At 59.7% G+C, this 26,054-nt stretch carries 22 protein-coding genes; 16 read left to right on the top strand and 6 right to left on the bottom strand.

The annotated features are described in order from the left end of the window. Positions 1-2 precede the first annotated feature (2 nt). From ACR3FB_RS01485 to ACR3FB_RS01540, 12 genes are all read left to right on the top strand, one after another. Complete coding sequence (locus tag ACR3FB_RS01485; protein WP_480563563.1) at positions 3-1,733, top strand: dynamin family protein; 1,731 nt, start codon at positions 3-5, stop codon at positions 1,731-1,733. 37 nt (positions 1,734-1,770) lie between these two features. After that, positions 1,771-2,172 (top strand): hypothetical protein, encoded by a 402-nt coding sequence (locus ACR3FB_RS01490; protein WP_480563564.1) that lies wholly within the window; start codon positions 1,771-1,773, stop codon positions 2,170-2,172. A gap of 23 nt (positions 2,173-2,195) precedes the next feature. Next, on the top strand, positions 2,196-3,026 hold the full coding sequence (locus ACR3FB_RS01495; protein ID WP_425083642.1) for a hypothetical protein: 831 nt from the start codon (positions 2,196-2,198) through the stop codon (positions 3,024-3,026). Positions 3,027-3,094: 68 nt separating this feature from the next. Then, complete coding sequence (locus ACR3FB_RS01500; protein ID WP_425083641.1) at positions 3,095-5,137, top strand: dynamin family protein; 2,043 nt, start codon at positions 3,095-3,097, stop codon at positions 5,135-5,137. After that, positions 5,134-6,417 carry a dynamin family protein gene (locus tag ACR3FB_RS01505; RefSeq protein ID WP_480563567.1) on the top strand — a complete coding sequence of 428 codons (1,284 nt, stop codon included), beginning with the start codon at positions 5,134-5,136 and terminating at the stop codon, positions 6,415-6,417. The genes ACR3FB_RS01500 and ACR3FB_RS01505 overlap by 4 nt, the downstream gene beginning before the upstream one ends. A 340-nt stretch (positions 6,418-6,757) precedes the next feature. Next, positions 6,758-8,968, top strand: a complete 2,211-nt coding sequence (locus tag ACR3FB_RS01510; protein ID WP_480563569.1) for a serine/threonine-protein kinase — start codon at positions 6,758-6,760, stop codon at positions 8,966-8,968. A 204-nt stretch (positions 8,969-9,172) separates the two neighbouring features. Further along, entirely contained in the window at positions 9,173-10,249 is a 1,077-nt protein-coding gene (locus ACR3FB_RS01515; RefSeq protein ID WP_480563571.1) for an FHA domain-containing protein, read from the top strand. Positions 10,250-10,252: 3 nt separating this feature from the next. After that, a complete protein-coding gene (locus ACR3FB_RS01520) occupies positions 10,253-11,038 on the top strand; it encodes a PP2C family protein-serine/threonine phosphatase (protein WP_480563573.1) in 786 nt (261 codons plus the stop codon). 21 nt (positions 11,039-11,059) lie between these two features. Then, positions 11,060-12,322, top strand: coding sequence for a substrate-binding periplasmic protein (locus ACR3FB_RS01525; protein ID WP_480563575.1), 1,263 nt, complete (start codon positions 11,060-11,062; stop codon positions 12,320-12,322). Positions 12,323-12,367: 45 nt separating this feature from the next. Beyond that, positions 12,368-13,477, top strand: coding sequence for a LysM peptidoglycan-binding domain-containing protein (locus tag ACR3FB_RS01530; protein WP_170375715.1), 1,110 nt, complete (start codon positions 12,368-12,370; stop codon positions 13,475-13,477). A 40-nt stretch (positions 13,478-13,517) separates the two neighbouring features. Further along, on the top strand, positions 13,518-14,624 hold the full coding sequence (locus ACR3FB_RS01535) for a LysM peptidoglycan-binding domain-containing protein (protein ID WP_480563577.1): 1,107 nt from the start codon (positions 13,518-13,520) through the stop codon (positions 14,622-14,624). A 146-nt stretch (positions 14,625-14,770) separates the two neighbouring features. Continuing rightward, complete coding sequence (locus tag ACR3FB_RS01540; RefSeq protein ID WP_480563579.1) at positions 14,771-16,030, top strand: aminotransferase class V-fold PLP-dependent enzyme; 1,260 nt, start codon at positions 14,771-14,773, stop codon at positions 16,028-16,030. Between the two features lie 2 nt (positions 16,031-16,032). Here the strand turns inward: ACR3FB_RS01540 and ACR3FB_RS01545 are convergent, their stop codons facing one another. The 6 genes from ACR3FB_RS01545 to ACR3FB_RS01570 form a co-directional block, all read right to left on the bottom strand. After that, entirely contained in the window at positions 16,033-17,028 is a 996-nt protein-coding gene (locus ACR3FB_RS01545; protein WP_480563581.1) for an ABC transporter ATP-binding protein, read from the bottom strand. Between the two features lies 1 nt (position 17,029). Further along, positions 17,030-18,058, bottom strand: coding sequence for a Gfo/Idh/MocA family protein (locus ACR3FB_RS01550; protein WP_480563583.1), 1,029 nt, complete (start codon positions 18,056-18,058; stop codon positions 17,030-17,032). Then, entirely contained in the window at positions 18,055-18,894 is an 840-nt protein-coding gene (locus ACR3FB_RS01555) for a carbohydrate ABC transporter permease (RefSeq protein ID WP_170375704.1), read from the bottom strand. Before ACR3FB_RS01555 ends, ACR3FB_RS01550 begins: the two co-directional genes overlap by 4 nt. Positions 18,895-18,904: 10 nt before the next feature. Then, positions 18,905-19,819, bottom strand: coding sequence for a carbohydrate ABC transporter permease (locus ACR3FB_RS01560; RefSeq protein WP_170459957.1), 915 nt, complete (start codon positions 19,817-19,819; stop codon positions 18,905-18,907). 64 nt (positions 19,820-19,883) lie between these two features. Continuing rightward, the gene (locus tag ACR3FB_RS01565; protein ID WP_170690753.1) at positions 19,884-21,134 is read right to left on the bottom strand and encodes an ABC transporter substrate-binding protein; all 1,251 of its coding nucleotides are present in this window, start codon (positions 21,132-21,134) and stop codon (positions 19,884-19,886) included. Positions 21,135-21,165: 31 nt separating this feature from the next. Next, complete coding sequence (locus tag ACR3FB_RS01570) at positions 21,166-22,047, bottom strand: N-acetylmuramic acid 6-phosphate etherase (protein WP_480563585.1); 882 nt, start codon at positions 22,045-22,047, stop codon at positions 21,166-21,168. 156 nt (positions 22,048-22,203) lie between these two features. Here ACR3FB_RS01570 and ACR3FB_RS01575 point away from each other — a divergent pair, with 156 nt between their 5' ends. Genes ACR3FB_RS01575 through nagA form a run of 4 tightly spaced genes read left to right on the top strand, consistent with a single transcriptional unit; the run spans position 22,204 to position 26,049 of the window. Then, positions 22,204-23,091 carry a glucosamine kinase nucleotide-binding domain-containing protein gene (locus ACR3FB_RS01575; protein WP_425083630.1) on the top strand — a complete coding sequence of 296 codons (888 nt, stop codon included), beginning with the start codon at positions 22,204-22,206 and terminating at the stop codon, positions 23,089-23,091. Beyond that, the gene (locus ACR3FB_RS01580) at positions 23,091-23,855 is read left to right on the top strand and encodes a GntR family transcriptional regulator (protein ID WP_170666175.1); all 765 of its coding nucleotides are present in this window, start codon (positions 23,091-23,093) and stop codon (positions 23,853-23,855) included. Before ACR3FB_RS01575 ends, ACR3FB_RS01580 begins: the two co-directional genes overlap by 1 nt. A gap of 8 nt (positions 23,856-23,863) precedes the next feature. Beyond that, positions 23,864-24,895 (top strand): SIS domain-containing protein, encoded by a 1,032-nt coding sequence (locus ACR3FB_RS01585; protein ID WP_480563587.1) that lies wholly within the window; start codon positions 23,864-23,866, stop codon positions 24,893-24,895. After that, positions 24,892-26,049 (top strand): N-acetylglucosamine-6-phosphate deacetylase, encoded by a 1,158-nt coding sequence (gene nagA, locus ACR3FB_RS01590; protein WP_480563589.1) that lies wholly within the window; start codon positions 24,892-24,894, stop codon positions 26,047-26,049. Before ACR3FB_RS01585 ends, nagA begins: the two co-directional genes overlap by 4 nt. Positions 26,050-26,054: the final 5 nt, after the last annotated feature.

The raw sequence follows: 26,054 nt of genomic DNA on the forward strand, positions 1-26,054 counted from the left end.
AAATGGCAAAAGACATCCAAAACCGTTTCATCACCCCCAAGGCATGGGAGCGTATCGAGCAGTGGTCGCGCCGTAAGCCGGTTTTCGCCCTTATGGGCGAGTTCAGTGCCGGTAAATCGACACTCATGAATTTTCTGCTGCGAAAGCAGGCCCTGCCGACGCAAGTCACCGCAACCCAGCTGCCGCCAGTCTGGTTCAGCTATGGCAACCGCTCGGCTTACGTCAAACACCATGATGGCAGCACAGAAGATATCTCGCTGGATCAGCTTGAGAGTGTGGGTGTCAACGACGCGCAGTTCATTCGGATTTTCCTTGAAGCCGATATTCTTGAGGCGGTGGATCTGATCGACACGCCAGGTATCTCGGACCCCAAAATCTCAACCGATGTTTGGCAGCGCGCTGTTGGACAGGCCAATGGCGTTCTGTGGTGTACCCATGCGACACAGGCTTGGCGGGAAACAGAGCGGGCGACATGGGTCTCTCTGCCCGAACGGTTGCAGAATAATTCGATCCTGCTGATTACGCGCGCTGATGCGCTGGGCCAGAAGGACCGCCAAAAAGTTCTGCGCCGGGTCAACCGCGAGGCGGGGCATCTGTTCAACCGTTCGATCCTGTTTTCCGCCCGCGATGCGATTACCGCGCGTGACAAGACCGGCGACCCCGAGATGTGGGCGCGCAGCGGTGGTGGCAAGATGATCGACTGTTTCCTTGGGATCACCGAGCAGATCATGGACACCCGCGCCGGCCATCTGTCGCGGTACCAAATTGACAAGAGCCAGTCTGACGGCCCGCTGGTGCGCCCGACCCGGCCCAAGCGCAAGGACGAGACCGCTGAGGTCGCGCCGCTGCAGCTGGTGGATCCGGTTCCCTCGGAGACCCCGGAGGTGGCAGATCAGGACAGTGGCGTGGTGACCAATTTCCCAGTGCGCCCGTCCCGCGTCGAACGCCGCTCGGACGAGGTGGAGAGGGAGCGGATCAATGCGGACGAGGCCGAGCGCCTGCGCGCCGAAATGGTCCCGACGCCGGACCCGCAATCCGCTGAGACGAAAGAGGACCAGCTGCGCGCCCAGTTCAGAGATGGGCCCAAAGACCCGCTGGACCTGTCCTCTTTCGCGGACACCGAAGCGGATTTGGACGTGTTCGAATTCTCGGGCGCGGAAGACGAAGATGAGAATGTCTTTGCCGAAGAGGAGGATACGCCCAGCGCCGCAAATGATGTGGCTGAGGCCGCGCCTGAGGCTGAGGAATCCGAAGACCTTCTGTTGTCGCTCAACAAGACCCTGTCCAAAACACCCGAGGTTGCGCCGACGGAGGACACAGAAGACCAGCCTGATGCGCCTGGGATCGAGGTTTCGGTCTCGTCGATCACGGCTTTGATGGCGGAACAGTCGGGCAGCGATGACGATGACTTTGAACCAGAGCCCGAAACTAACGGTCTGGTCGAAGTGCGGCTGATGCCGCAGCCCGAACCGGAAGAGGTTGAGGAAGATGCAAACGAGGGGCTGCTGGACATCCCCGCAGGCGAGCTTCCCAGCGCAGCCGCAATGTGGCGAGAGCTTGCCGCCGCCGGGGATCTGCCGACCGATGCTGAGGGTCTTCAACGCGCGTTCTTGGCCTTCCTGGCCGAGTTCGACCAGATTGCCCACGAACACATCGAAACTCAGGCCAAAGAGGCGATCAGGTCCATTCCCAAAGCCGGCGAGCACAGAGGGGCAGAGTGGCATGTTCTCTAGCCGACACCGACAAGACATGAAAAAGGTCAGGGATTAAATGTCTATTCAAGTTGCTCTGACCGCGGCGATGGAGACCATACCCGACTGCGTTGCAGCCGGGTATGTCGACATGGAAACGGGGATGTTGCTGGGTAACAGCGTCAAGGACCCTGATGCCTCGGACGTGCTGGACACGCTGGCTTTGGCCGCGGCAAACCTGTTTCAGGGGCGCGGGGTGGTGGCTTTTGAAACCATGCTGCGCGAGGCAGGCGGGGACGCGTCTGAAACACCGGGATTTGGGGAAATCGCGGTGTTTTCCGGCGACAGGTTGATCATTTTCCAGCGGACCGGGGAGTATCCCGAACATGTGGTCTGCTACATCTGCAGCAACAGCGCGAATGTAGGGTTGGCGCTTACCAAATCACATCTCAGCTTAGGGCCGGTTGCGGCCGCAGTCTGAACGGGACCAGAGGGGGTCACGGTATGATGGATACGAACATACTCGACATGCTCGACAATATCGGGCGGTCCTCGGTTGCACGTTTGTCGCCTGCCGTCCCGGTCGAGGGCGAAACCTCTGTTGCGCGCCGTGCGGGCGTTCTGCGCGCAATTCGCGGCACCGTTCTGCCGCGCCGGTTGGAGTTTACCGCGGCTAACGGGGACGTGCTAGCGATCGAGGTCAGCAATGCCCGCGTGACCGATGTGTTCCGCGTCCGGTCGGGAATGGTGCCTGATTTTGAAACCGAACCACGCGAAGGGCTGATCGGCAAACTTGCGCAACTGGTGTCGGACATCGCCGACGCGCCCGCGCCGCTGGAGTTTGTCTCGCTGAAACCGGATGCCGAGCTTGAAGCCGATGACGTCGGTGTCACGCTTGGCGAAATCGAAACGGCCTGTGACCGGATCGAACTCCCGGCCGAGCCTATTGTCTCTGTTGTACCGGATGTTGAAGAACCCGCGCCTCAGGCACCGGATGCCACTTCTTCCGCGCGGGGGTTCTTTGACAGTGCCGAGCGTTTCGCGCAGGCGCGTGGCCTTATCGACGGGGGTGATCCTCAGTTCGAAGGGGACGCTGCATTGAGCCCGGATGCCGATCTTTTAGCGCGTTTCATGGCGGATCTGACCGGATGGAACGATGATAGCCAGTCCGAGCTGCAGCAACCTCAACTGATTGTCATGCGTCCTTCGGGGGGTAAGGGGGCCGCCGTGGCGGTGGTGCAGGATCAAGGCCAGACCGCCATTGCCGTGCATGACGCGCGCAAGCTGGGTGCCGTTGTTGGCCTGTGGACCAAACTTTCCGGGGGTGACTCATGAGCGCCTCCCGATCCTTCAAATTTTCCATCAATTCAAACCAGTGTTTCTTGTTGCCAGGGTAAAAAGTTATGAGTGAAACCAGTCGCCGCGAGCTTATTCGCATCGCCGAAGACATGAACGAGACAAGCAATGACGAAACCCGTCAGTTCATCTCGCGCATTGTCGGAGACCTTTCGGGGTTGAAACCGTCGATCGCCTTTGTCGGGCAGATTAAGGCGGGAAAATCGCGTTTGATCAACGGCTTCACGGGGCAGGCCGAATACCTGCCCTCAGATGTGAACCCGTGGACGACGGTGATTACCGATATGCATTTCGGCCATCCTTCGGGCCGGACTGACGGGGCAGAGTTCCACTTCTTCGACAATCACCAGTGGCAGGCTCTGATCGCCGAGGGTGAAGAGCTGCGCAACATGTTCCCTGATGAAGAGGACAGCTATAAGCGCGAGATGATCGAAGAGCAGGTCGAGGCGATGAAAACCCGCGCCCGTCTGCGTCTGGGCGACAGCTACGAACAGCTGTTGGGTCAGCACCACGATCTGGAAGACCTGAACTCGGACGATCTGGCCCGCTATGTCTGCGCGGGTGATGATCCGAGCGATAGCGAAACCCACGACCCCGGCTCGGATCGGGGACTCTACAGCGATATCACCCGTAAGGCCGAGGTCTATTTTGACATCGGCCATTTCCCGTTTCCGCTGACTGTTACCGATACGCCGGGTGTCAACGACCCGCTGCTGATCCGCGAGGAAATCTCGCGCCAATACCTCAAGGAATCCGATTTCTTTGTGGTGGTTCTGTCCGCGCATCAGGCTTTGTCACGGGCTGATCTGAAGCTGTTCCGCCTGATGCAAGCGCTGGAACTGGGCCAGATCGTCGTCTTCATCAACCGCGTGGATGAGCTGGGCGGCGGGGCCGAGGATGCCGGCAAGGTGCGCAGTGATGTTCTGGACGGTTTGGAACAAGCGCTGGGGAACTCGGACATTGATGTGCTGATGGGCAGTGCCCAATGGGCACATTATGCGCTGACCGGGGATGAGACCGGCGTCAATCACGATGACGTCCTAGCCTGGCTGCGCGCCCATCCCGAGCAGATGAAGCAGTATTTGGACGGTGTGGAAGAGATCAAGCAAGGCCCCGGCCCGATCAGCCGCGAAGGCGTTCTGCGCTTTGCTGCCATGATCGCCTCTGGTCTGCCGGATCTGCGGCGGCATGTGACACAGGCCTTGGCCGACGGCCCTCGCAGCGAACAGCTGCGGATGGCGTGGCAGCATCTGAACAGTTTCGCGCAGGGCGAATTTGAACGGTCGCAGGCCGAGCTGCGCGCGCTTGAATCCGAGGACGGCTCTACTGCAGTTGATCTGGACGAAAACAACAAAACGCTTGGTGAACTCAGGGCGCTAGTCGCCGAGAAGACCGAGGTGATGACGCGCGACATGGATGACGTGCTGGCCAATTTGCGCGGCGTCATGGATGACACGGTGGCCGAGGCGGTCTCGGCCGTGGTGCGTGGCCCGGATGGCAATTCGCCTCTGCTGGCCAAAGGTGCTGAGACCGAGTTGAACTTTACCCCTCTACGCGACCGGATGCGCGAGTTGATCCAGGGGGCCACGCAGGTCGTCCGCCAGCGCATGCTGAGCGAGCTTTACGCGATCGACATGCAGGCCAACGCGGCCCTGCGCGCCTTGCCCGGATGGCAGGATCCCGTCGACAACCGCATGAACACCAGCGCGGTGCGGTGGTTCCGTCCGGACACAACGGCCCTGACCCGCGGTATTACGGTGGAGTTGAGGGTGAACTGGCTGTCGCGCCTGATTTCGCGCAAAAGCGTCGTCACGCGTGCAGAGCGGATGATCGTGCAGGAATTCGAACTGATCGGGGATGATCTGATCGACACGGCGCGTGAAAACATGATGGAGCGGCTGAAAACGGTTTTGGACCACTATGTGGCGCTGTTGGGCGGCTATCTTGAACACCGGACCGGATCGGGTGAAACTAATGCTCAGGCCGAAGCGCAGTATGCGTTCGACCGGGCCCGTCGCATCGCCGATGAACTGGAAACGGTGTTCGGCCCGGTGCGCGCGGACGAAGGACAAGCAAAGGCAGCGGAATGATCGAATTTCCCGGAACCGAAAAGGACGTCAGACAGCTTGAACGCTTTCTGAACGCAACCGAATCCCTGCCAATGGATTCGGCGCTGGAGGATATGCGCGCGAAGGCTCTGGCCCATGCCGAGCGTCTGTCCAACGCGGTCAATATCGGTTTTGCCGGGGAATTCGGCGCGGGCAAATCCAGCCTCGCCAATATGCTGGCCGGGGCGGATATCCTGCCCACCGGCCCTCAGCATCTGAAGCTGCCCCTCGTGATCGTTGCCTTTGCGGATGCGCCTGAAACCACCGTCGGCTGGTGGGATAAGGAGCCCAAGACTTACTCGGGGATCGTGCTTGAGAAAGCGGCCGAGGATAAGCCTGATTTCATTTCGGTCGGATTGAACACGCCCGCGCTGCGCGAGATCTCGTTGTTCGATTTGCCCGGCTCGGGCGCGCTTGACGAGACATATAAACCAACGCTCGACCTGCTTCGTTTCGTGGACTGCGCCATCTGGTGTACCAACGGCACAAACGCCTGGCGCGAGACCGAGCGTCATCTCTGGGCACAGGTTCCGCAGGAATTGCGTGACAATAGTCTGCTGGCCGTCACGCATACCGATTTGCCTCACGTCCGTGATGCTCTGGACCGTGTGCTTGCCCGGTTGAACAAGGAAAAAGAGGGCCTTTTCAACGCTGTGGTTCCAATCGGTACGCCTGTCGCCGTGAAAGCCATGGCGCAAGAACCTGAACCAGATTTTGATCTGTGGGAAAACTGCGGCGGTCAGAATCTGGCCGAGAAGGTGCTCGAGGCGGCCTCCGCGCGTCGGATGCATGACCTGAACGCAGCCCGTAAAGACATTGCCGAGCTGTTTCAGCCATTTCTGGAAACTCTTGCGGGTCCCGAGCCAGAGCCGGAGGCCGAAAGCCCCTCGGTCCAAGCTGCGCTTGGATCGGCCCTGCCACCGTTGAACAACCCGATTCTTGAAGACTGGCTGGCCGCGATTGCCAGCATTTATGAGGACCTGCGTGAATCCTCGGATATCGAACCGGCCGCGTTCCTGCAAAGCTGTCAGGAAATCGTCGAAGACTTTGCCGAACGTCTGGAGCAGGGCGGCGAGATCGACCCCGATGCGGACTGGATTCCCGGTGAGTTCGAAAAGGCCACCGACCTTCTGCTGCTGCTGCAATTCGAAAGCGGCGACGCACCTTTGCGTGACGCCATCAGCATTCTGGCGCAGCTGAGCGACAACCTCGCCTGGGCTGGTAGCACTGTGGCGACCGAGCAGTCCAAGACCGGAACCTGACGCTCTCCACCTGGAATTGAGCTGCACTGCGGCGATTCGAGGCCTGTCCAAAACGATTCCCTATTGTTTCGAATTCGTAGACCAACCGCTTGTTTTGGTCGGTTCAGTTTTCGAATTATATATGTGAATTTACCATATCTATGATTGCAAGATGGACCCAGCACTATATGTTGATTTAGGGGAAATACGATCCATAGTGAAGCCATGAGGCGGCCCCAATAAAGTCAAATTTGAAACGTCTAACCGGACTTAAGTGTCCTGCGGTTGTTTTTGGTTATGAGTTCGCGGGCTGATTGCCCAGTTTTCTGTACCGCGATTTGAGAAATACGGGCGGATTGAAATGAGCCATAACCAGGCTGTCGGTGCATCGCACGACGAACCAAAAATTGAAGGTCTGCAACCCGGAGCCAAGCTCCTGCGGGGGCAGTATGAAATCCTGAGCTATCTCAGCAATGGCGGCTTCGGAATCACCTATCTGGCCCGTGACAGCCTGGAGCGGGACGTGGTGATCAAGGAATGTTTCCCCGGCGCGCTATGCCGTCGCGATGGTGACCTTGTTGAAGCCGCTGATCCGTCCTACTCCGAAGACCTGCGCGCGATCGTTGACCTCTTCATCCAGGAAGCGCGTAACCACGCGCGGCTGGTGCATCCCAACATCGTCGACGTGCATCAGGTGTTCGAGGACAACAACACCGCCTATATCGCTATGGACCTGATCCGCGGGTGCGACCTGCTGGACTACATGGACAAGCCCGAGAACGAAAGCGGCCCCGACTTCATCGTGCAGGTGACCGAAAAGATGCTGTCGGCGGTCTCGTTCATCCACCAGAGCGGCATGCTGCACCGGGACATTTCCCCCGACAACATCCTGATCGACGAGAATGGCGATCCGGTTCTGATCGACTTTGGCGCTGCGCGCGAGCAGGCGGCGAACAAGTCGGCGGCGCTGTTGACGCTGCGGGTAATCAAGGATGGCTACTCGCCCCATGAATTCTACGTGCGCGGCGCTGAGCAAGGCCCCAGCAGTGATCTGTATGTGCTGGCGGCAACGCTGTATCACGCGATAAGCGGTGAGCGTCCGATCGATGGTCAAAGCCGCCTGAACGCGTTCAACAACGGACAGGAAGATCCCTATACACCGCTGACCGGACGGTTTGAGGGCTACCCCGAAGGCTTCCTGGAGGCGATCGACAAGGCGATGGAGGTTCATGCCACCGACCGTCTGCAATCGGCGCTGGACTGGCTGCGTATGTTCCGCGGCCCGGGGGTGATGTTCGATACATTCGCCTATCGTCCGGTCTCGGTCATCGTTGGTATGGACCGGGAGGACAAAGAGGCCGAAAAAGCGCGGATCAAGGCCGAAAGCGAAAATGCCGAGGCGGTTGTGACCGCTTTGTTGGCAGGCAATTCCGACATTGTCATGGGCAATGAAGACAAGGCCGAAGAGGATCTGTCCAAGCTCTCGCCTCGCGAAGAACCAGCGGTTGCCGTTGATACGGTTGTCAAAAGCGGATCAAGCGGCAATGGCAAGCTGCTGGCTGGCGTGGCAGTTGTGGCCATCGCTCTGGCCGCAGGTGGGTATGTGATGATGTCCGGTGATGCGGACAAGGTCGAGACAGCGGCGGTGGCCCCTGCGACGGAAGCGGCGGAACCCGCAACCGCAGCGGTGGAAACTGAAACGGCGGCGGTCGAACCGGCCCAAACTGAAGAGCCTTCACAGGAACTGGAACAAGTCAGCGCTGCAGTGCAGCCTGGCGAGCAGGAGCCGGATGAAACTGCGGAGACGGTTGCCACAGAAGCAGCCCCCGCAGAAACGGTGACCGAAGAAGCACCGCCTGAAGAAACAGCAGTCGCGAACGAAGAAACCGCAGCTGTACCCGAAGAAACCACAGTCGCGCCCGAAGTGACCGCGCCTGAGGCTGAGGTCGCGGCAGCTCCGGTCAATCTGGCCGAGGCTCAGGTTGCGTTCTCGCACTGGGATGTTGAGGTTCCGTTTGACACGTCCCGCCGTCGCGCCTCGACCGGCAACATGTTCTCAATCACGGGTGTAGATGCCAATCAGGACATGTCGGTGATCGGCGATTGGGTTCAGCGCGGAGCTACCATCTTTACTTTGAACGGCAAGCCGGTACGCGACGATGCCTCCTTTGCGGCACAGGTGCTTGAGAACCTGCAGGTGGATCCCGACGGGTATCTGCGCGTGGCTGCGCGCTACCGTCCTCTGGGGGAGACACGGGCGCAGAACGGATTGCTCGCTTTGCCTGCATTCCGCACGATTGGGTTGGAAAACGGCTACGGCTTTAGCGTCAACGGCAATGGGGTCGGTGGCTGGCAGACAGTTGTGACAGAGGTGCCCGAGGGCGCGTCGGGCAGCTTGCAAACAGGGGATGTGCTGGTCAGCGAGGCCGAAACAGGGCTTGCGTTCGAAGGACCGGAAAGCCTCGATGCGGTGTTGGCGCAACTGGTGTCGGGCGAACAGCCTCAGGCGGAGTTTGCGGTATTGCGCAATGGTGCAGATGCCAACGTAACCATGCCTCTTGCGCAGGAGTGATCAGACCGGTTCGAACGTAATCTGCCAGCGTGTGTTTGCTGAGGGTGGCTCCCGAAAAGACAGCCACCCTGACGGGATCCGGCCCGACGCAGAAAGGTAAAAAGTTTCCTGGTTTCAAGATTAAAGACCGCAGCGCGAACAGAAGTGGTGCGGGTATCGAAACGGCACAAAATTGCGTGCCAACAAGTTGAAGGTGTCGACACCATGTTCAAATACAAAAGCCCTCTCAGCCGGCTTCTAGAAGGTGCCGGCAAAGCCAAAGAAGAAGAATCGACCGAGGCAGCAGCCCCGGCCGAGGAAAAGCCCGAACCGATTGCGGATTTCAACGCGCTACGCGCGGCGCTGGGCGGCGGCAATCTGGCCTCTGAGGCGTATGAAGAGACCTATGACGAAGAGGATGAGCTGACCGCCGAAGGCGAGATGCCCGAGTTTTCGGATGCCGAGGATGTTGCCGAGGACGCTGAGGAAGAGACGTCGATCTTCGCAGAAGAGGCTCCGGTGACCGAAGAGGTGGCCGAGGAAGCAGCGATTGACGAGCCGGAAGCTGACGAGCAGATCGTGACCCTGCATCTGTCCGAAGACGAGCGTGTCGAAGCGCCGGTTCAGGATGAGGTCGAAGCGGCAGAGCCCGAAGTGATTGAACCTGTCGCGGTCGAACCCACTCCGGAACCGACCGCCGCTCTGGTCGAGCCTGAGGTCGAAGTTCAGGAGCCGGTGGCGGAAACCCCCGAACCGCAGCCTGAGCCGCAGCCCGAACCCGAGGTGCAGGCCGCAGCGGTTGCGCCGACACCGACTCCAGTGCCAACTCCGGCCCCAGCCGAGGACCGCCGTTCGCGTGTGAAGACCACTTTCCTGGGTTTCGAACGCGCAGATACCCACGTTCAGGACCTGATCGAAACCGCCGAGCCGGTGGCCAAGACCGAAGCCGCGCAAGAGACCTTCCCGGTGGGTTGGCTGGTTGTCACCCAAGGCCCCGGCCGTGGGTCCAGCATCACCCTGACCGAAGGTCTGATGCAGATCGGACGCAATGATGATCAGGCCATCCAGCTGGATTTCGGCGACACTGGCATTTCGCGCAGCAACCATGCCGTGATTGCGTATGACCCGGAAGATCGCAAATGCTATCTGGGTCACGGCGGCAAGGCCAATCTGGTGCGCCTGAATGGCAAGCCGGTTCTCAGCACCGTGGCGCTGTCCAATGGCGATCTGATCCGCATCAGCGAAACCTCGATCCGTTTCATGGCCTTCTGCGACGAAGGTTTTGATTGGCGGGATTCCTGATAGATGCTCGCGACTCCGGCATATGACGTTGCGCTGATCCTGAACCAGGGTCAGCGGGACACGCAGGAGGATGCCATCGCTGCGCGTATGTTCGACGCAGCGGATGCAGGCTATGTGGTGATTGCCGACGGTATGGGCGGGCATGAGGCCGGTGAGGTCGCCTCAAGCCTCGTGGTTGCCGCCTGGCGCGAGGCGTTGGACGCTGAGCTGGAAAGCGACACTCTGTCGGAACGCGCGGCGATAGATGCGCTGCCTTTGGCTGCCATGCAGGCCAACGCGCTGATTTCGAACCGCAATGAAGAACAGGGCGATGGCTGCAACATGGGGTCCACCTTGCTGGGCACCTTGCTGTTGGGGCAGCGTTTGTTCTGGATTTCGATTGGCGACAGCCCGCTCTACCTGTTTCGGGACGGCGGGCTGATGCAGATCAATGAAGACCATTCAATGGCGCCGATGATCGACGCGCAGGTTGCCGACGGCACGCTGACCGAAGCGCAGGCGCGGTCTCATCCGGACCGCAATCAGTTAACCTCGGTCATCATGGGCGGTGCGATTCCCAAAGTGGATTGCCCGGAAGATCCGCTGGCACTGACGTCTGCGGATATCCTTATCCTCGGCAGTGATGGCCTGCAGACCCTGACTGATGACGAGCTTCAGGCGGTCGTAGGCTGCCACGCGCAGGCATTGGCGCAAGAAATCGCAGAGGCACTGCAGCAGGCGGTGCTGGCGAAGAACAACCCTGATCAAGACAACCTCTCAATCGCAGTCGTGAAACTTGCGAAACAATAATAAGGCAAAGCAACGGGACCCATGAAAAACACATTGATCATATCGAGCCTGGCCCTGGCGGCGGCTACAGGTGCAGTAACCGCGCAAGAGGCGTGCTCGAACTACGAGATTCAGCGCGGCGACAGTCTGAGAGAGCTGGCGATTCAGGTCTATGCGACGGAAGATTTCCGCATCATTTTTGACGCCAACCGCGATGTGATTGGATCCAATCCGAACATCATTCGGGTCGGTGACGTGCTGGAAATGCCCTGCCTTGAAGATATCGGTCGCACTCCGGTTCTGGCTGATACCGAGGCCGAGCGTCTGGCCGCCGAAATGGCAGCCGAGCTGGTCAAAGCTGCCGAAGAGCGTGCAGAACAGGCGATCGCCCAGGCCGAAGCCCGAGTGGCTGCCGCCGAAGCTGAGGCCAAGCAGGTCAGTGAACAGGCCGTGGTTGAAGCAAAGGCCGCCGCGCGTGAGGAAATTGAGGCCGCACGCGCCGAAGGCGCCGCCCTGATCCGCGACGCCGGTACGGGCGAACGCCCTGAGGTGCGCGACCGTCAGGTGCTATTGATCACCGGCGGCGACTATCAACCCTTCACCGACGAAGCACTGCCGCACCGTGGCCTCTATACGCATCTGGTGGAAACCGCGATGCTGCGCGCCGCACCCGAGCAGGCCTACAAGATTCAGTTCGTCAACGACTGGAACTCGCATCTGGATCTGCTGATGCCGACACTTGCGTTTGACGGAACTTTCCCCTGGTCGCGTCCGAATTGCGAAGAACCCGCGGCGCTGTCCGAAAACGACCGCAACCGCTGTGAGACCTACAACTTCTCGAACCCGTTCTACGAAGTGGTCGACACGTTCTTCGCCCGCGAAGGCACAAGCTATGTCGAAGCGCTCAGCTACGCTGATTTCGCCGGAACGACGATCTGCCGCCCCGAAGGTTGGTCGCTGTCGCACATGGATGCGGTCAGCCTGTACGAGCCGATCATCACCTTGCTGCGCCCGGAATCGCCGGACGAGTGCTTTGAAGCAGTGATGACGGGCGAGGCCGACATTGTCGCAATCGAAGCGCACCTGGCCGACGGAGCCATCGGTCGGCTTGGCTACGAACACCGCATAGTCGAGAACCCGAATTTGGCGGCGATCAAGTCGCTGAATGTCATGACGCACAAGGACAACCCGGACGGAGAAGCGATTCTGGAAACGCTCAACAAGGGTCTGGCGATCATGCAGCAATCCGGCGAATGGCGAGACATCGTGTCATCCGCTCTTCGCTATCAAATGGAAAACGGCTGAGAAAACTAAAAAGCCATCTCAAATTTTATCTGGAGAAAACACCGAATGCCCAACTTCACGCTCCATAATGTTGCGTTGACAACCGCTGCCGTATTGACGGTCAGTGCCGGAGCCGCTGCCGCCCAACAAGCCTGTACGAATTATACCGTACAGGACGGCGATACCATGGCGTCCATCGCGTTGACCGCGTATGGCACGTCCAACTACCAGCCCATCTTCAACGCGAACCGCGATGCGATCAGCAACCCCAACGCGCTGGATCCTGGGCTGTCTCTGGTCCTGCCTTGTGAGGACGGAAACCTGCCAAACGGTCAGAGCGCAAGCGACATCATCGCGGCGCAGCAGGAGCGTTTTGCAAACTCTGCGCAGAGCAGTGCGTTCAAACGGCCGATCAAACTGGTGACCGGCAATGGCTGGGCTCCGTTCGCGGATGAAACCCTGAACGGTGGCGGGTTCATCACCCGTCTGGGCACCACAACACTGCAGCGTGGTGGCAATAACGAGCAATTCTCGATCAGCTTCGTGGATGACTGGAACTCGCATATCGAAACCCTGCTGCCGCTGGGTGCGTTCGACGTGTCTATGGCCTGGAACATCCCCGACTGCACCAACCGCAGCTATGAATGGTCATGGGAGACCGAGGTTCGTTGCACGCAGTTCCACGCCTCGGCTCCGGTCTATGACATCGTGTTCGGTTTCTACAGCGTGCCCGAGGGCAAATACGCCGGAGCCACCAGCTTTGACGACCTGCACGGCGCCACGATCTGCCGTATGGAAGGCTGGCCTCTGCACGATCTGGAGCAAGAAGGTTTGCTGCGCGACGATACCATGACGGTTGTGCAGCCCGCCACCGCACGGGAATGCCTGGATGCGGTCATCACCGGAACGGCTGACATCGCCACGTTCGAATTGCAGCTGTTCGCAGACGCCATGAGCGAAATGGGCCTGAATGCCAACGACCTAGTCGAGAACCCCTATGTCTCGACGCTGTCGTCCCTTCGCTTCATCACTCACCGGTCCAATCCTCAGGGTCAAAGATACCTTGCCCTGATGAACAAGGGCCTCAACGAAATGCGTGAAACCGGGGAATGGTACGCCATCATCTCGGATAGCCTGAATGAGCATAACGAAAGACTGCTAGACGCAATCAACTGAAACCTCATCTCCACATTCCAACTTATGGGAGGAATAAAAAATGCTAAGAGAAAAACTCAATACCAAAGTGATGACGGCAACCGCCGTCCTCACACTCTCCGCAGGTGCTGCAGCAGCGCAGGAAGCCTGTTCAAACTACACCGTGCAGGACGGCGACACGATGGCAACCATCGCCATCGCAGCCTATGGCACATCGAACTATCAGCCGATCTTCAACGCGAACCGCAACGAGATCACCAACCCCAATTCGCTAGAGCCCGGCCTGGTCTTGGCTCTGCCGTGTGAGGATGGAAGCCTGCCCAACGGTCAGTCGGCGCAGGAAATCATCGCGGCGGAAGAACAGCGTGCGGCCAGCGTGAAACGGTCGAACGTCTATGCTCCGCCAATCAAGATGGTCGCCGGTAACGGCTGGGAGCCATTTACCACCGAAGGTCTGAGTGGCGGCGGCATCATGACACGTCTGGCGACGACTAGCTTGCAGCGTGCGGGTAACAGCCGTGACTATTCGGTCAGCTTCGTGGATGACTGGACGTCGCACCTGGACACATTGCTGCCGCTGGGCGCGTTTGACATCTCGATCGCGTGGACCCTGCCGGACTGCACCAACCGGTCCTATGAATGGTCCGAAGCAACCGAGGCCCGCTGCACCCAGTTCGTCGGAACCGTTCCGGTCTATGACGTTGTCGGTGGCTTCTTTACGCTGCCCGAAAGCGAGTACACCAACGCGACCACTTTCGCGGAACTCGAGGGCGCAACTCTGTGCCGTATGCAGGGTTGGAGCATGGTTGTTCTGGAAGAGGTCGGCTTGAACAGCAAGAACCTGAACCTCGTCCACCCCAACTCGGCGCGTGAGTGCCTGGATGCGGTTCTGACCGGCACTGCCGACGTCGCCGCGTTCGAGGTGGAGCTGTTTGCGGCAACGATGAAAGACATGGGGCTTACTTCGGAAGACATCGTTGAAAACCCCTATGTGTCCACCCTGTCGTCGATGAGCTTCCTGGCCCACCGTTCGAACCCGTTTGCGCGTGAATACATCGCGATGATGAACAAAGGTCTGAACGAGATGCGCCAGTCCGGCGAATGGTACGCAATCATCTCAGACACGCTGCGTGAGCAGAACGAAAAGCTGAACGCCGGTTCGAACTGATCCCTCGGTTCAACTAACGCGGAAGGGCCGGTTGTTTCAACCGGCCCTTTTTCTTGTCATGGGGACAAAACCGGTGTTTGAATTCGATCTGTTCGGCACGCCTGTGCAAGCTGTCCGAACGCTCTGACTTTCCACAGGACTGACTCATGATCCAAGACAACCCCGCGCTTATTGATGCCATTCGCGACAGGTTCGCTCATGTCGAAACTTGCCCGTTTCAGGGCGAACGCATTTTCTTTGAGAATGCAGGCGGCGCCCTGACTTTGAAATCGGTGGCTGAGACCTCAGCATTTTATGCGGCGATCCCGGACAATCCGGGCCGTATCAACCCTGCGGGGCAGGGCACGCAGAATGTGATCAACAAGGCCAAGCAGGATCTGGGCGTGTTCATGAACGCCTCAAGCGGCCAGTTCTTTGCCGGCGAAAGCGGCACCGAGCTATTGTTCCGCTTGATCCGTACCGCGTGCTTGGCCGCACCCAAAGGGGCCAAAGTGATCGGGTCCTCCATCGAACACCCGGCCACCCGAAGCGCCGCGCGCCGCTGGGCCGAGATTGCGGGGCTCGACTATGTGAACGTACCGCATGACAACGATACCGGTCTGGTCACGGCTGAGGACTACACCGCATTGATGTCCCCGGATGTGGCGGTGGCGACGATCCTGCATGCCTCGCCTGTGACGGGCATGGGCATGGATGTGACCGCGATCTCGGCCGCGATCCGGGCGGTTGCGCCGGATTGCAATATCATTGTCGACGGCATCCAGCACGCGGCCCATGGGCAGCTTGATCTGGATGCGTACAACGTCGATGGCTATGCGATCTCACCCTACAAAGTGTTCTCACGCCACGGATACGGGATTGCCTGGATCTCTGACCGTCTCACCCATACGCCGCATGACATGCTGATCGACGCCCCCGCGACAGGGTGGGAATTCGGCACCCGTGATACTGGTTCCTATGCGACGGTCTCGGATGTGGTGTCCTATTTCGACTGGCTGGGCGGGGAAGTATCGGACGAGACTGACCCGCGCGCGCGGATCGAGGCTGCGGGTCGTGCCATTCACGCCTATGAAACCCATCTGACCAACACCGCAATCAACGGCACCGGCAATCTGCCGGGTCTGCGCGATATGGATCACGTCACCATTCTGGCCGGGGCCGACAACTCGGCGCGTGAGGGGCTGGTGTCGATCGTGGTCAAAGGCAAGGCATCCGAGGATGTCGTCGAGACACTGAACCAGCAGGGCATACGAACCCATACCCGCAAGGCCGACCATTACTCGGGCAATGTGCTGGGGCCATTGGGGCTATCGGATTGCATCCGCATTTCCTTCTGTCACTACAACACAGAACAGGAAATCGGCCGCCTCTTGGCCGCCGTCAAAGAGCTTGGGGAAGACGCGTAGCGCTACAGTCTCTGACCGTCCTCGCCAAAGGCGAGGACGTTGGCCTGATCGAACGCGATCCCTGTCTGCGCACCCGGTTCAACCCTGTGTTGGCCGAAGGCGCGGATGGTGAAGGGTTTTCCGGTTCCGATATCGACCATGATGTTCGTATCCGCACCCAGGTTTTCCACATGCACCACGGTGCCGGATAGAGCTCCGTTCTCGGAATGAGTGGCGTATTCAGGGCGGATGCCGAAATAGGTGCCCTTCGGGCCGCCGATCATATCCGCTGGGACAAAATTCATGGCGGGGGAGCCGATGAACTCGGCCACAAAGCGGTTGGCGGGGTTGTTGTAGAGGTCCATTGGGCTGCCGATCTGCTCCACGCGCCCGTCCCGCAGGACCACGATCTTGTCGGCGAGTGTCATCGCCTCGGTCTGATCATGGGTCACGTAGATCATGCTGGCGTCAATCTGGCGGTGCAGATTGGCGATTTCGACCCGTGTATTTAGGCGCAAGGCGGCGTCCAGATTGGACAGCGGCTCATCAAACAGGAACAGTTTCGGGTTGCGCACAATCGCGCGCCCGATGGCCACACGTTGCCGTTGGCCGCCTGACAGCTCGGCAGGGCGACGCTCCAGATACTCCTCAAGCGACAGCATCCGGCTGGCCTCGGAAATGCGGCGCGAGATTTCATCCTTCGGGTGCCCGGCCTGCTTTAGCCCAAGCGCCATATTTCCACGCACCGTGAGATGCGGGTACAGCGCGTAGGATTGGAACACCATCGCAAGCCCACGTTTCGCCGGTGGCACGGTATTGACCTGCTCGCCGTCGATCTCGACCGTGCCCGAGGTTGCATCCTCCAACCCCGCAATCACCCGCAACAAGGTCGATTTACCGCAGCCCGAGGGGCCGACGAAGACCACGAATTCGTTCTCCTCGACGGTCAGGTCGATGTTCTTCAGCACCTCAACCGGCCCGAAGGATTTACACACTTTGCTCAGCTTCAGGGCGGTCACGTCACGCCTCCTTCAGGTCAACCGGTTGCCCGGTTCGAATGCTTTCATCGGCCGACAGACAGATTCGCAGGGATTGCACCGCGTCGCTCATGTGGCGGTTCAGGTCGATATCCTCGGCGATGGCGCGCAGCATATAGGCTTGCTCTGCATCGCACAGTTCCTGATGGCCCGGTTCGCCGTCCATTTCGATCAGACTGTCCCCATCCGGGCGATGCACCAGAATGCCGCCCACTTTGGTGTGCCCGTCCACGTCGTCCGAAGCGCCTTTGTTGCCCTCGGTGATCGAAACGGCCCCATTGGGTGAGACGATGTCTTTCACGAAGAATGCGGTTTCGGACATCATTGGGCCCCATCCGGCCTCGTACCAGCCGACCGAGCCGTCCGCGAACACGACCTGGAACTGGCCGTAATTGTACATATCCGCGGCGATCTCGTCCGACAGGCGCAGGCCCATGCCGTTGACCCGCACGGGTAGGGCATCGGTGATCTGGCACATCACATCCACATAGTGGACGCCACAATCGACGATTGGCGAGGTGGTCTGCATCAGCGCCTTATGCGTCTCCCATGTCGGGCCGGTGGATTGCTGGTTCAGGTTCAGACGGAACACGTAGGGTCCGCCCAGATCGCGCGCCTCTGATATCAAACGCATCCACGAGGGATGGTGGCGCAGGATATAGCCGATCACCAACTTGCGCCCCGTTTCGACCGCTTTGGCGACAACACGGCGCGCATCCTCGACCGTGGTGGCCAGAGGTTTCTCGACAAACACATGCGCGCCCGTCTCCATCGCGGCGCAGGCATAGTCGGCGTGACTGTCGGAGTAGGTCGCGATGACCACCAGATCAGGTGCGGTCTCTGCCAGAGCGGTGTGGAAGTCGGAGAAGGCAGGATATCCCTGCAACTCCGACTGATCGACCCGGCCCGAGCGATTGACCAACCCAACAATCTGCGCGTTTGGATGATGGTGATGCGCCAGCGCGTGGCTGAGGCCCATATTGCCCAGACCTGCGATAAGGACTCGGATCATTTGACCGCCCCCGAGGTGATGCCGCGGATCAATTGCCGCGAGAAGATGACATAGAGAACCATAACCGGCAGGATCGCCATGCTGAGCGCCGACAGAACCGCGTTCCAGTCGGTGACAAACTGCCCGATGAAGACCTGACTGCCTAGCGTCAGTGTCTTGGTTTCCTCGGCTGGTGCCAGGATCAGTGGGAACCACAGATCGTTCCAGATCGGGATCATGTTGAACACCGCCACCGTCGCCATGGCCGGGCGCACAAGCGGCAGAACCAGACGGAAGAAGATTGTGTATTCGCTGAGGCCATCAATGCGACCCGCGTTTTTCAGATCGTCGCTGACCTGCCGCATGAACTCGGACAGGATAAAGACGGCCAGAGGCAGACCCTGCGCGGTGTAGACAAGGATCAGCGCCATCAGCGTGTTCACCAACCCGGTCGCGACCATCATCTCAAGGATGGCGACCGTGCCGATACGGATCGGGATCATGATGCCCAAGGCCAGATAGAGGCCCATCAGGGTATTGCCACGAAAGCGGTACTCGCTCAGGGCAAAGGCCGCCATCGCGCCGAACAGCAGGATGAAGAACAGCGACACCACCGTGACGATCATCGAGTTCTGGAAGTAGAGGAAGAAGTCTCCCTGTTTCATCACCGTCTGATAGCCGATCATCGAAAACGTCTCGGCATCCGGCAGGGCCAGCGGCTCGCGAAAGATCGCTTTGCGGGACTTGAAGCTGTTGATCACGATCACAAAGACCGGGAACAGCGCGATCAGGGTGTACAGGATCAGCGCGCCATGCATGGCGGCGATATTGAACGGGTTTCTGCGGGCTTTGTTCATCTTGCTACCCTCAGAACTGATACCGGCGGATGCGGGTCTGGATCAGGAACAAATAGACGCAGACGCCAGTCAGAATGATCGCAAACATCCCCGTCGCGATGGCTGAGCCCATATGCGGATCGCCCAGCTGCAACTGGAACCCGAAGAAGGTGCGGTACATGAAGGTGCCCAGAATGTCGGTCGAGAAATCGGGACCTGCCAGCGCACCTTGGGCGGCATAGATCAGGTCAAACGCGTTGAAATTCCCCACAAAGGTCAGGATCGAGATGATACCGATCGACGGCAGGATCAGCGGCAGTTTGATCTTCCAGAAGGCGGCCATGCCAGTGATGCCCTCGACCTCGGCGGCCTCAAGGATTTCTTCGGGGATCGACAGCAGGGCAGCATAGATCAGCATCATCGGGATACCGACAAACTGCCAGACTGACACGAGCGCCAGGGTGGTCAGGGCATACTCCTCTTTCCCCAACCACGGAGCATAGAGGGATTTCAGGCCAACAGCGGCCAGCATGTCCGGCGCAATGCCCCAGATCGGCGACAGGATCAGTTTCCAGGCAAAGCCAACGATCACGAAAGACAGGATTGTCGGAATGAAGATGGCCGAGCGGTAGAAAGCGGCAAACCTCAGCCGCGGGTGGCTGAGCATGGCGGCCAGAGCGATGCCGATCGGGTTCTGCACCAGCATGTGAATGAAGAAAAACCAGAAGTTGTTACCTAACGCATTCCAGAACGCATCCGACCATAAGGGATCGCCGAACAGGGTACGGAAATTGTCCAGCCCGACAAAGACGCGGGATTGATCGACCTCGGTATAAAGCGCCAGCCGCAGCGTGTTGAAAAGCGGCAGGATCATCACGGCAGTGTAAACCAGCACGGCGGGCGCAAGGAACACCACTATGTGCCATTTGATCCGGCTGTTGCCCATCTTATGCCTCGACTGTTCTGGGTGGGTCCGGCCCGAAGGCCGGACCCGTTGGTTTCGTGAGTGGTTATTGGTGCGGTGCGTACCAGGAGGCGAGGCCATCCTGCAGGCGCTGACCGGCGTCTTCGGGGCTTTCTTCGCCCTTGATGACCTGAGCCGAGGCATTCCACGTCTCGTTCTCAAGGTTCGGCGTGCCGCGCGAAAGGATCTGGTAGGTCGAGCGGATAGTTGAGCCACACTCGCCACGCCAGCTTACGAACTCCTGCGCCAGCGGGTCGTCCATCGCCACGTCAAAGCTCGACAGCGAGAAGAAGCCTGGCAGGGCATTGGCGTAGATGGTCGCGAACTCTTCCGAGCCGACCCAATCCAGGAAGGTGCGCGCGGCCTCTGCGTTGGGTGACGCGGCGTTCAGGCCGATGGCGATGTCGGTGTGGTCCGAGATATAGCACTCATCACCTGCATTCTGGACGGGAGGCTTAAACGCACCCATTTCGAAATCGGCCAGATTGTTGAAACCGCTGATCTCCCAGCTGCCAGCGGGATAGACGGCTGCGCGGCCCAGAGTGAACAGGTTCTGGCTGTCCGGATAAGTCTGGGCTTCGAACCCGTCGCCCATGTACTCACCCCATTTCGCCAATTGGCGATAGGGAGCGACCCATGCCTCATCCGTCAGCTTCTGTGAGCCTTCGATCAGAGCCAGACGCCCCTCTTCACCTTTCCAATAGTTCGGGCCGATATTATTGTAGCCCATGGTGGCCGCTTCCCACTGGTCATTGGTGCCCATGGCCATTGGAATATAGGTGCCGTCCTCTTTGATCTTGTCGAGCGCAGCGAAGAACTCAGCCTCGGTTGTCGGGACTTCGATACCCAGCTCGTTGAAGGCGTCCTTGTTGTAGATAAATCCATGGATCACCGAGGCCATGGGAACGCAGAAGGTCGCCGCGCCGTCATCGGTCTGCCACGCAGATTTTGCCACGTCCGAGAAATTGGCCATGCCGCCCAAATCGGACAGATCCGTCAGGTGACCGGCCTCATAAAGACCAAGCGAGGTATCGAACGGACGGCAGGTGATCAGGTCTCCGGCCGACCCGGCATCCAGTTTGGCGTTCAGGGCCGCGTTGTATTCTGCAGGGGCCGAGGGCGTGAATCGGATTTTGATATCCGGGTTCTGCGCCTCAAACGCAGGGATGATCTTTTCCTGCCACAGCGCCAGATCGTCATTGCGCCAGCTTTCGATAGTCAGAACCGTTTCGGCATAGGCGGCGCCTGCAAGGGCCGACGACGCCAGCAAAACGGCGCTTAGTGATATCTTCTTCATGGTCTTTTCTCCCTTGATATTTTGTTTGGTTTTAAAGTTGTTTTAGCGCTGGGCGCAGGTGGCCATCAGATTGCGCCAAAAGCGCCTCGGCCCGGTCCGGGCTGTCGGCGCCCGCGGCCAGCAAGATTGCCTGTTTCACGTTACCGGACGCCTGCGTAAGCGCAGCACTGGCCTGCTCTGCCGAAACCCCGGCGATTTTTCCAACGATCCCTTCGGCGCGTTGCCGCAGTTTATGGTTGTCGGCGATGACGTTGATCATCATCCCGTCATGGACGTGGCCAAGGCGAATGCCCATCAGCGTGGACATCATATTCAGAGCCACTTTCTGCGCCGTCGCGGCCCCAAGGCGCGTTGAGCCAGCGATGGGTTCGGGTGGCGTGTTCAGGTGAACGGCGCAATCCACGTAGTCGAACAGCGGGGCCTCTGCGTTGTTGGCGATCCCGATGACCTTGGCACCCTGCGCGCGCGCATGACGGGCGAATTCGACGGCATAGGGCGTGCTGCCACTGGCGGAAAGGGCGATTACAGCGTCACTCGGTTGTACCTGGGCCGCCACAGTTTGCGCCGCAGTTTCATCATCTTCTGTATGACCGGGCATCGCCGCGCCCTGTGGCACCCCGCCTGCCATGCAGATCGCCATGGACTCAGGCGAAAGGCCAAAGGTTCCGGATAATTCGGCACCGTCCGCCAGCCCCATAAGGCCCGAGGAACCGGCCGCAGCGTAGTAAATCTTGCCGCCCTGACGCACCGTATCCGTAAGAATAGCAGCCCCCTCTGAGAGGGCATCCAAGCAACCGTCAAGCCCACTCAATGCTGCCTTCTGCGCCTCAAGCAGATAGTCAAGGATGTCGACATCTGGCCGCAGGTCAAGCCCTTCGACCTCGTCGCGCAGCATTTCCGTTTGCGGCAGCATTTGATTCCTCCCCAGATGAGAGTAATACCTATATAATACCTTTTGTCTACCTCTCCTTGGAAAAATATGCTAAAAACCCCCAATTTGGCCGGCAATTCTCAGTTTCTATAAGCTGAGGTCTTTTTTTTCGGCAAAAGGTATCCTAAAGGTATCTATATGGATGAGTCCTTCCAATACCTGATTGCAATCGACGGCGGTGGCACAAAATGCCGGTTCGCGATGGTCACACCTGACGGTCGGGTCGAGGTGACATTGGGTAGTGCCAATGCCTTCTCGGATCGTCAGAAAGCGCTGCGCACCCTCGATGAGGGGCTGCAGGCTTTGGCCGATAAGGCGCAATTGCCCCGAGCGCATCTGGCCGAGATTCCGACCTACGCGGGACTGGCTGGGGTGACGGATGCCGTTGCGGCGTCGGAGGTTGCGCGCAGCCTTCCCTCGCGGATAGTCGAGGTCGAAGATGATCGCAGATCGGCGGTTGTGGGCGCGTTGGGCGCGCAGGACGGTTCTGTGATCGGCGTTGGAACGGGATCCTTTCTGGCCCGTCAGGCCGATGGGCGAACGCAGTTTATTGGCGGCTACGGAGCTTTGATCGGCGATCAGGCCTCGGGCAACTGGTTAGGCGTTCAGCTGCTGCAACGCGTTCTATTGGCGATGGACGGCATTCAACCGCACAGCGCGTTGACCCGAAAAATCAGCGCGGAATATGACGACGATCCCATGCAAATCGTTGCGTTTGTTGGCCAGGCGAACCCCTCGGATTTCGCAGGCCTCGCCCCCGAGATCATCGTGGCTGCGGCTGGTGGCGATCCCGTGGCGCAGGAACTGATGCAAGGCGGGGCCGACTATCTGGCGCAAGGGCTGCGTGCACTTGGTCACACCGACGAATCGCCCGTTTGCATGATCGGCGGGGTCGCACCGCATTACGCAGACTATCTGCCGCTTCACATGCAGGCCTGCATGACCGAGGCCAAGGGCTCGCCGCTTGACGGTGCCCTGATCCTGGCGCGTCACCTGGCCGAGCGGGCAAAGGTAGGGGCGGGCTGATGAGCGACACTATCGAGACATTCCTGAAATCTGCCGACTGGCTACAGGAGGCTACAGGCCCTCTTTACGTGCGGTTGCGCAAGCGACTTGAACAAAGCATCGAGGCCGGTGTTCTGGCCGAAAGCGCCCCGCTACCTGGCGAGCGTGAGATGGCCCATCTGACTGGCCTGTCCCGTGTTACCGTCCGGCGCGCGCTGCAGGATTTGGTCGAGCGTGGCATCATCGTGCAGCGTCAGGGCTCGGGCAGTTTCGTGGCGGACGGAACGCCTCGGGTCGAACAATCGCTGTCTCTGCTGACCTCTTTTACCGAAGACATGACCCGTCGGGGGCTGGATTCGACCAGCGAGTGGCTGGACCGTGGCATCCACACACCCTCACCTGAAGAGGTCATGGCGCTGGCCCTGTCCTCGGGCGAAGAGGTAGCGCGGCTGTCGCGGCTGCGCATGGCCAATGACCGGCCGATGGCGATTGAGCACGCGGCCTTGCCGGTCGATATCCTGCCGCATCCAGAAGGCGTAACATCCTCGCTCTATGAAGTGCTGGAACGCGACGGCAACCGCCCGGTACGCGCCATGCAGCGAATTTCAGCCATCAACCTTGAGGCCAACGATGCCGCCGTTCTGGGGGTCGAGCCAGGCGTGGCCGGGCTGCGGATCGTGCGGACCTCGTTCCTGTCCAATCGACGGGTGGTGGAATTCACCCGCTCTGTCTATCGCGGTGATGCCTACGATTTCGTGGCCGAACTGCGCCTTGCAAACAGCTAGGAAAGCACATGCAACAGCAGATCACCCGGATGCGCCGGGAAATCGATGAGATACCCGACGCGGTCGAACGGCTGCTCAGCCGGGGTCAAAAGGACATCGCGTCCACCGCCGAGGTCGCCCGGACCCTTGATCCCGCCTTTCTGACGAGCGTGGCGCGGGGGTCTTCAGATCACGTCTGCACCTATCTCAAATACGCGTCGGAAATCCTGTTGGGCCTGCCGGTGGCCTCGGTCGGCCCTTCTGTCGCGTCGATCTACAACGCGCCGCTCCGGCTGCAAAACAGCCTTTGTCTGGCCGTGTCCCAGTCCGGTCAAAGCCCGGATATCCTGGCGATGGTTCGCAGCGCGGATCGTGATGGCGCGCTGACCATCGGGCTGACCAATGACGCGGCCTCTCCGCTGGCGGCATCCTGCGCCCATACGATTGATATTCAGGCGGGCCCGGAACTGAGTGTGGCCGCGACCAAGACATTTGTGTCCTCGGCCGTAGCGGGCCTTTGGGTCTTGGCTGAATGGGCGCGGGACGAGGCGCTTTTGGCGGCCATTCGCGATTTGCCAGAACGGCTGGCGCAGGCTGCGCGTATCGACTGGCCCGAGGTTCGTGCTGCGATCGGGGCGAACCCCTCGCTGTTCACGCTTGGACGCGGGCAGGTGCTGGCCATGTCCAACGAGGCGGCTCTGAAGTTCAAGGAGACTTGCCAGTTGCATGCCGAAAGCTATTCTTCGGCCGAAGTGCTGCATGGGCCGGTCTCGATTGTCGAAGAAGGGTTTCCTGTCCTCAGCTTTGCTGCTGCCGATGCTGCGGAATCCGCGTTGTCCGAGGTCGCCGACACGATCAGCGCCAAAGGGGCCCGCGTTTTTGCCACCACGACCAAGGTCAAATCTGCGTCACCGGTCGAACATGTCCGCACGCTACACCCGCTGACCGACGCGCTGAGCCTGATCGTTTCGTTCTACTCCATGGTCGAGGTTTTCGCCGCCTCGCGCGGCATTGACCCGGATGCCCCCCGGCACCTCAAGAAGGTGACGGAGACGGTATGACGGAGACGACCCACGCCCTCATCGGAGCGGATATTCTGACGTCGGACGGCATCGTGAAAAACCACGCGCTGTTGCATCGGGGTGGGCGGGTTGATGGCGTCGTTCCCATGTCGGAACTTGACTTTGGGCATGTGCCAGTCACGCTGGAGGGTGGACTTCTCGCGCCGGGTTTCGTCGATCTGCAGGTCAATGGCGGCGGCGGGGTGATGTTTAACAATCAGCCGGATGTTGCCGCGCTGCAGATCATGGCTGGGGCTCATGCGCAGATCGGGGCGACCTCGATCCTGCCGACCTTGATCACGGATTCGCCCGAGGTCACTGCAAACGCCATCTCGGCCGCGATTGAGGCCGTGCGGCAAGGCGTTCCGGGGATCGTTGGCCTGCATCTGGAAGGCCCACATCTGGCCGTCTCCCGCAAAGGCGCGCATGACGCTGCCTTTATCCGCCCGATGGAAGATGTGGATGTCGCGGCACTGCTTGAGGCCGCCGCCCTATTGCCGGTTCTTAAAGTGACGCTGGCACCCGAAAGCGTCACAATCGCCCAGATTGAAACGCTGACGGCGGCAGGTGTTTTGGTCTCCTTGGGGCATACCGATGCCAGTTATGAGGTCTGCGTTGCCGCCGCAAAGGCTGGCGCGCGCTGTGTGACGCATCTGTTCAACGCGCAAAGCCAGATGCAAGGACGCGCGCCGGGAACCGTTGGCGCGGCATTGGCCGAGGGAAAATTCTCGGCGGGTCTTATCGCGGACATGATCCATGTTCATCCCGCCATGATCCGCAATGCGTTGAATGCCAAGCTGGGACCCGGTGAGATTTTTCTGGTCAGCGATGCCATGGCGACGGCAGGGTCGGATATCCGCGTGTTTGAACTCAACGGCCGCGAAATCCTCCGCGACGACAACCGGCTGACGCTGGCCGACGGAACGCTGGCAGGCGCGCATCTGGAATTGCTGCAAGCGGCGCGGAATCTTACCGAGCAGGTCGGTGTGCCGTTTGAACAAGCCCTGCACATGACCAGCCTTGTGCCTGCGAATCTGATCGGCAATCGTCAGATCGGACGTCTGACCAGAGGCGCGCTGGCACATGTCTTGCATATCGGCCCTGAGGGGGATCTGTTGGCCGTCTGGCAGAACGGGCAGAAAATCCTCGGATGACCCTA

The organism is Ruegeria sp. AO1, from assembly GCF_056535985.1.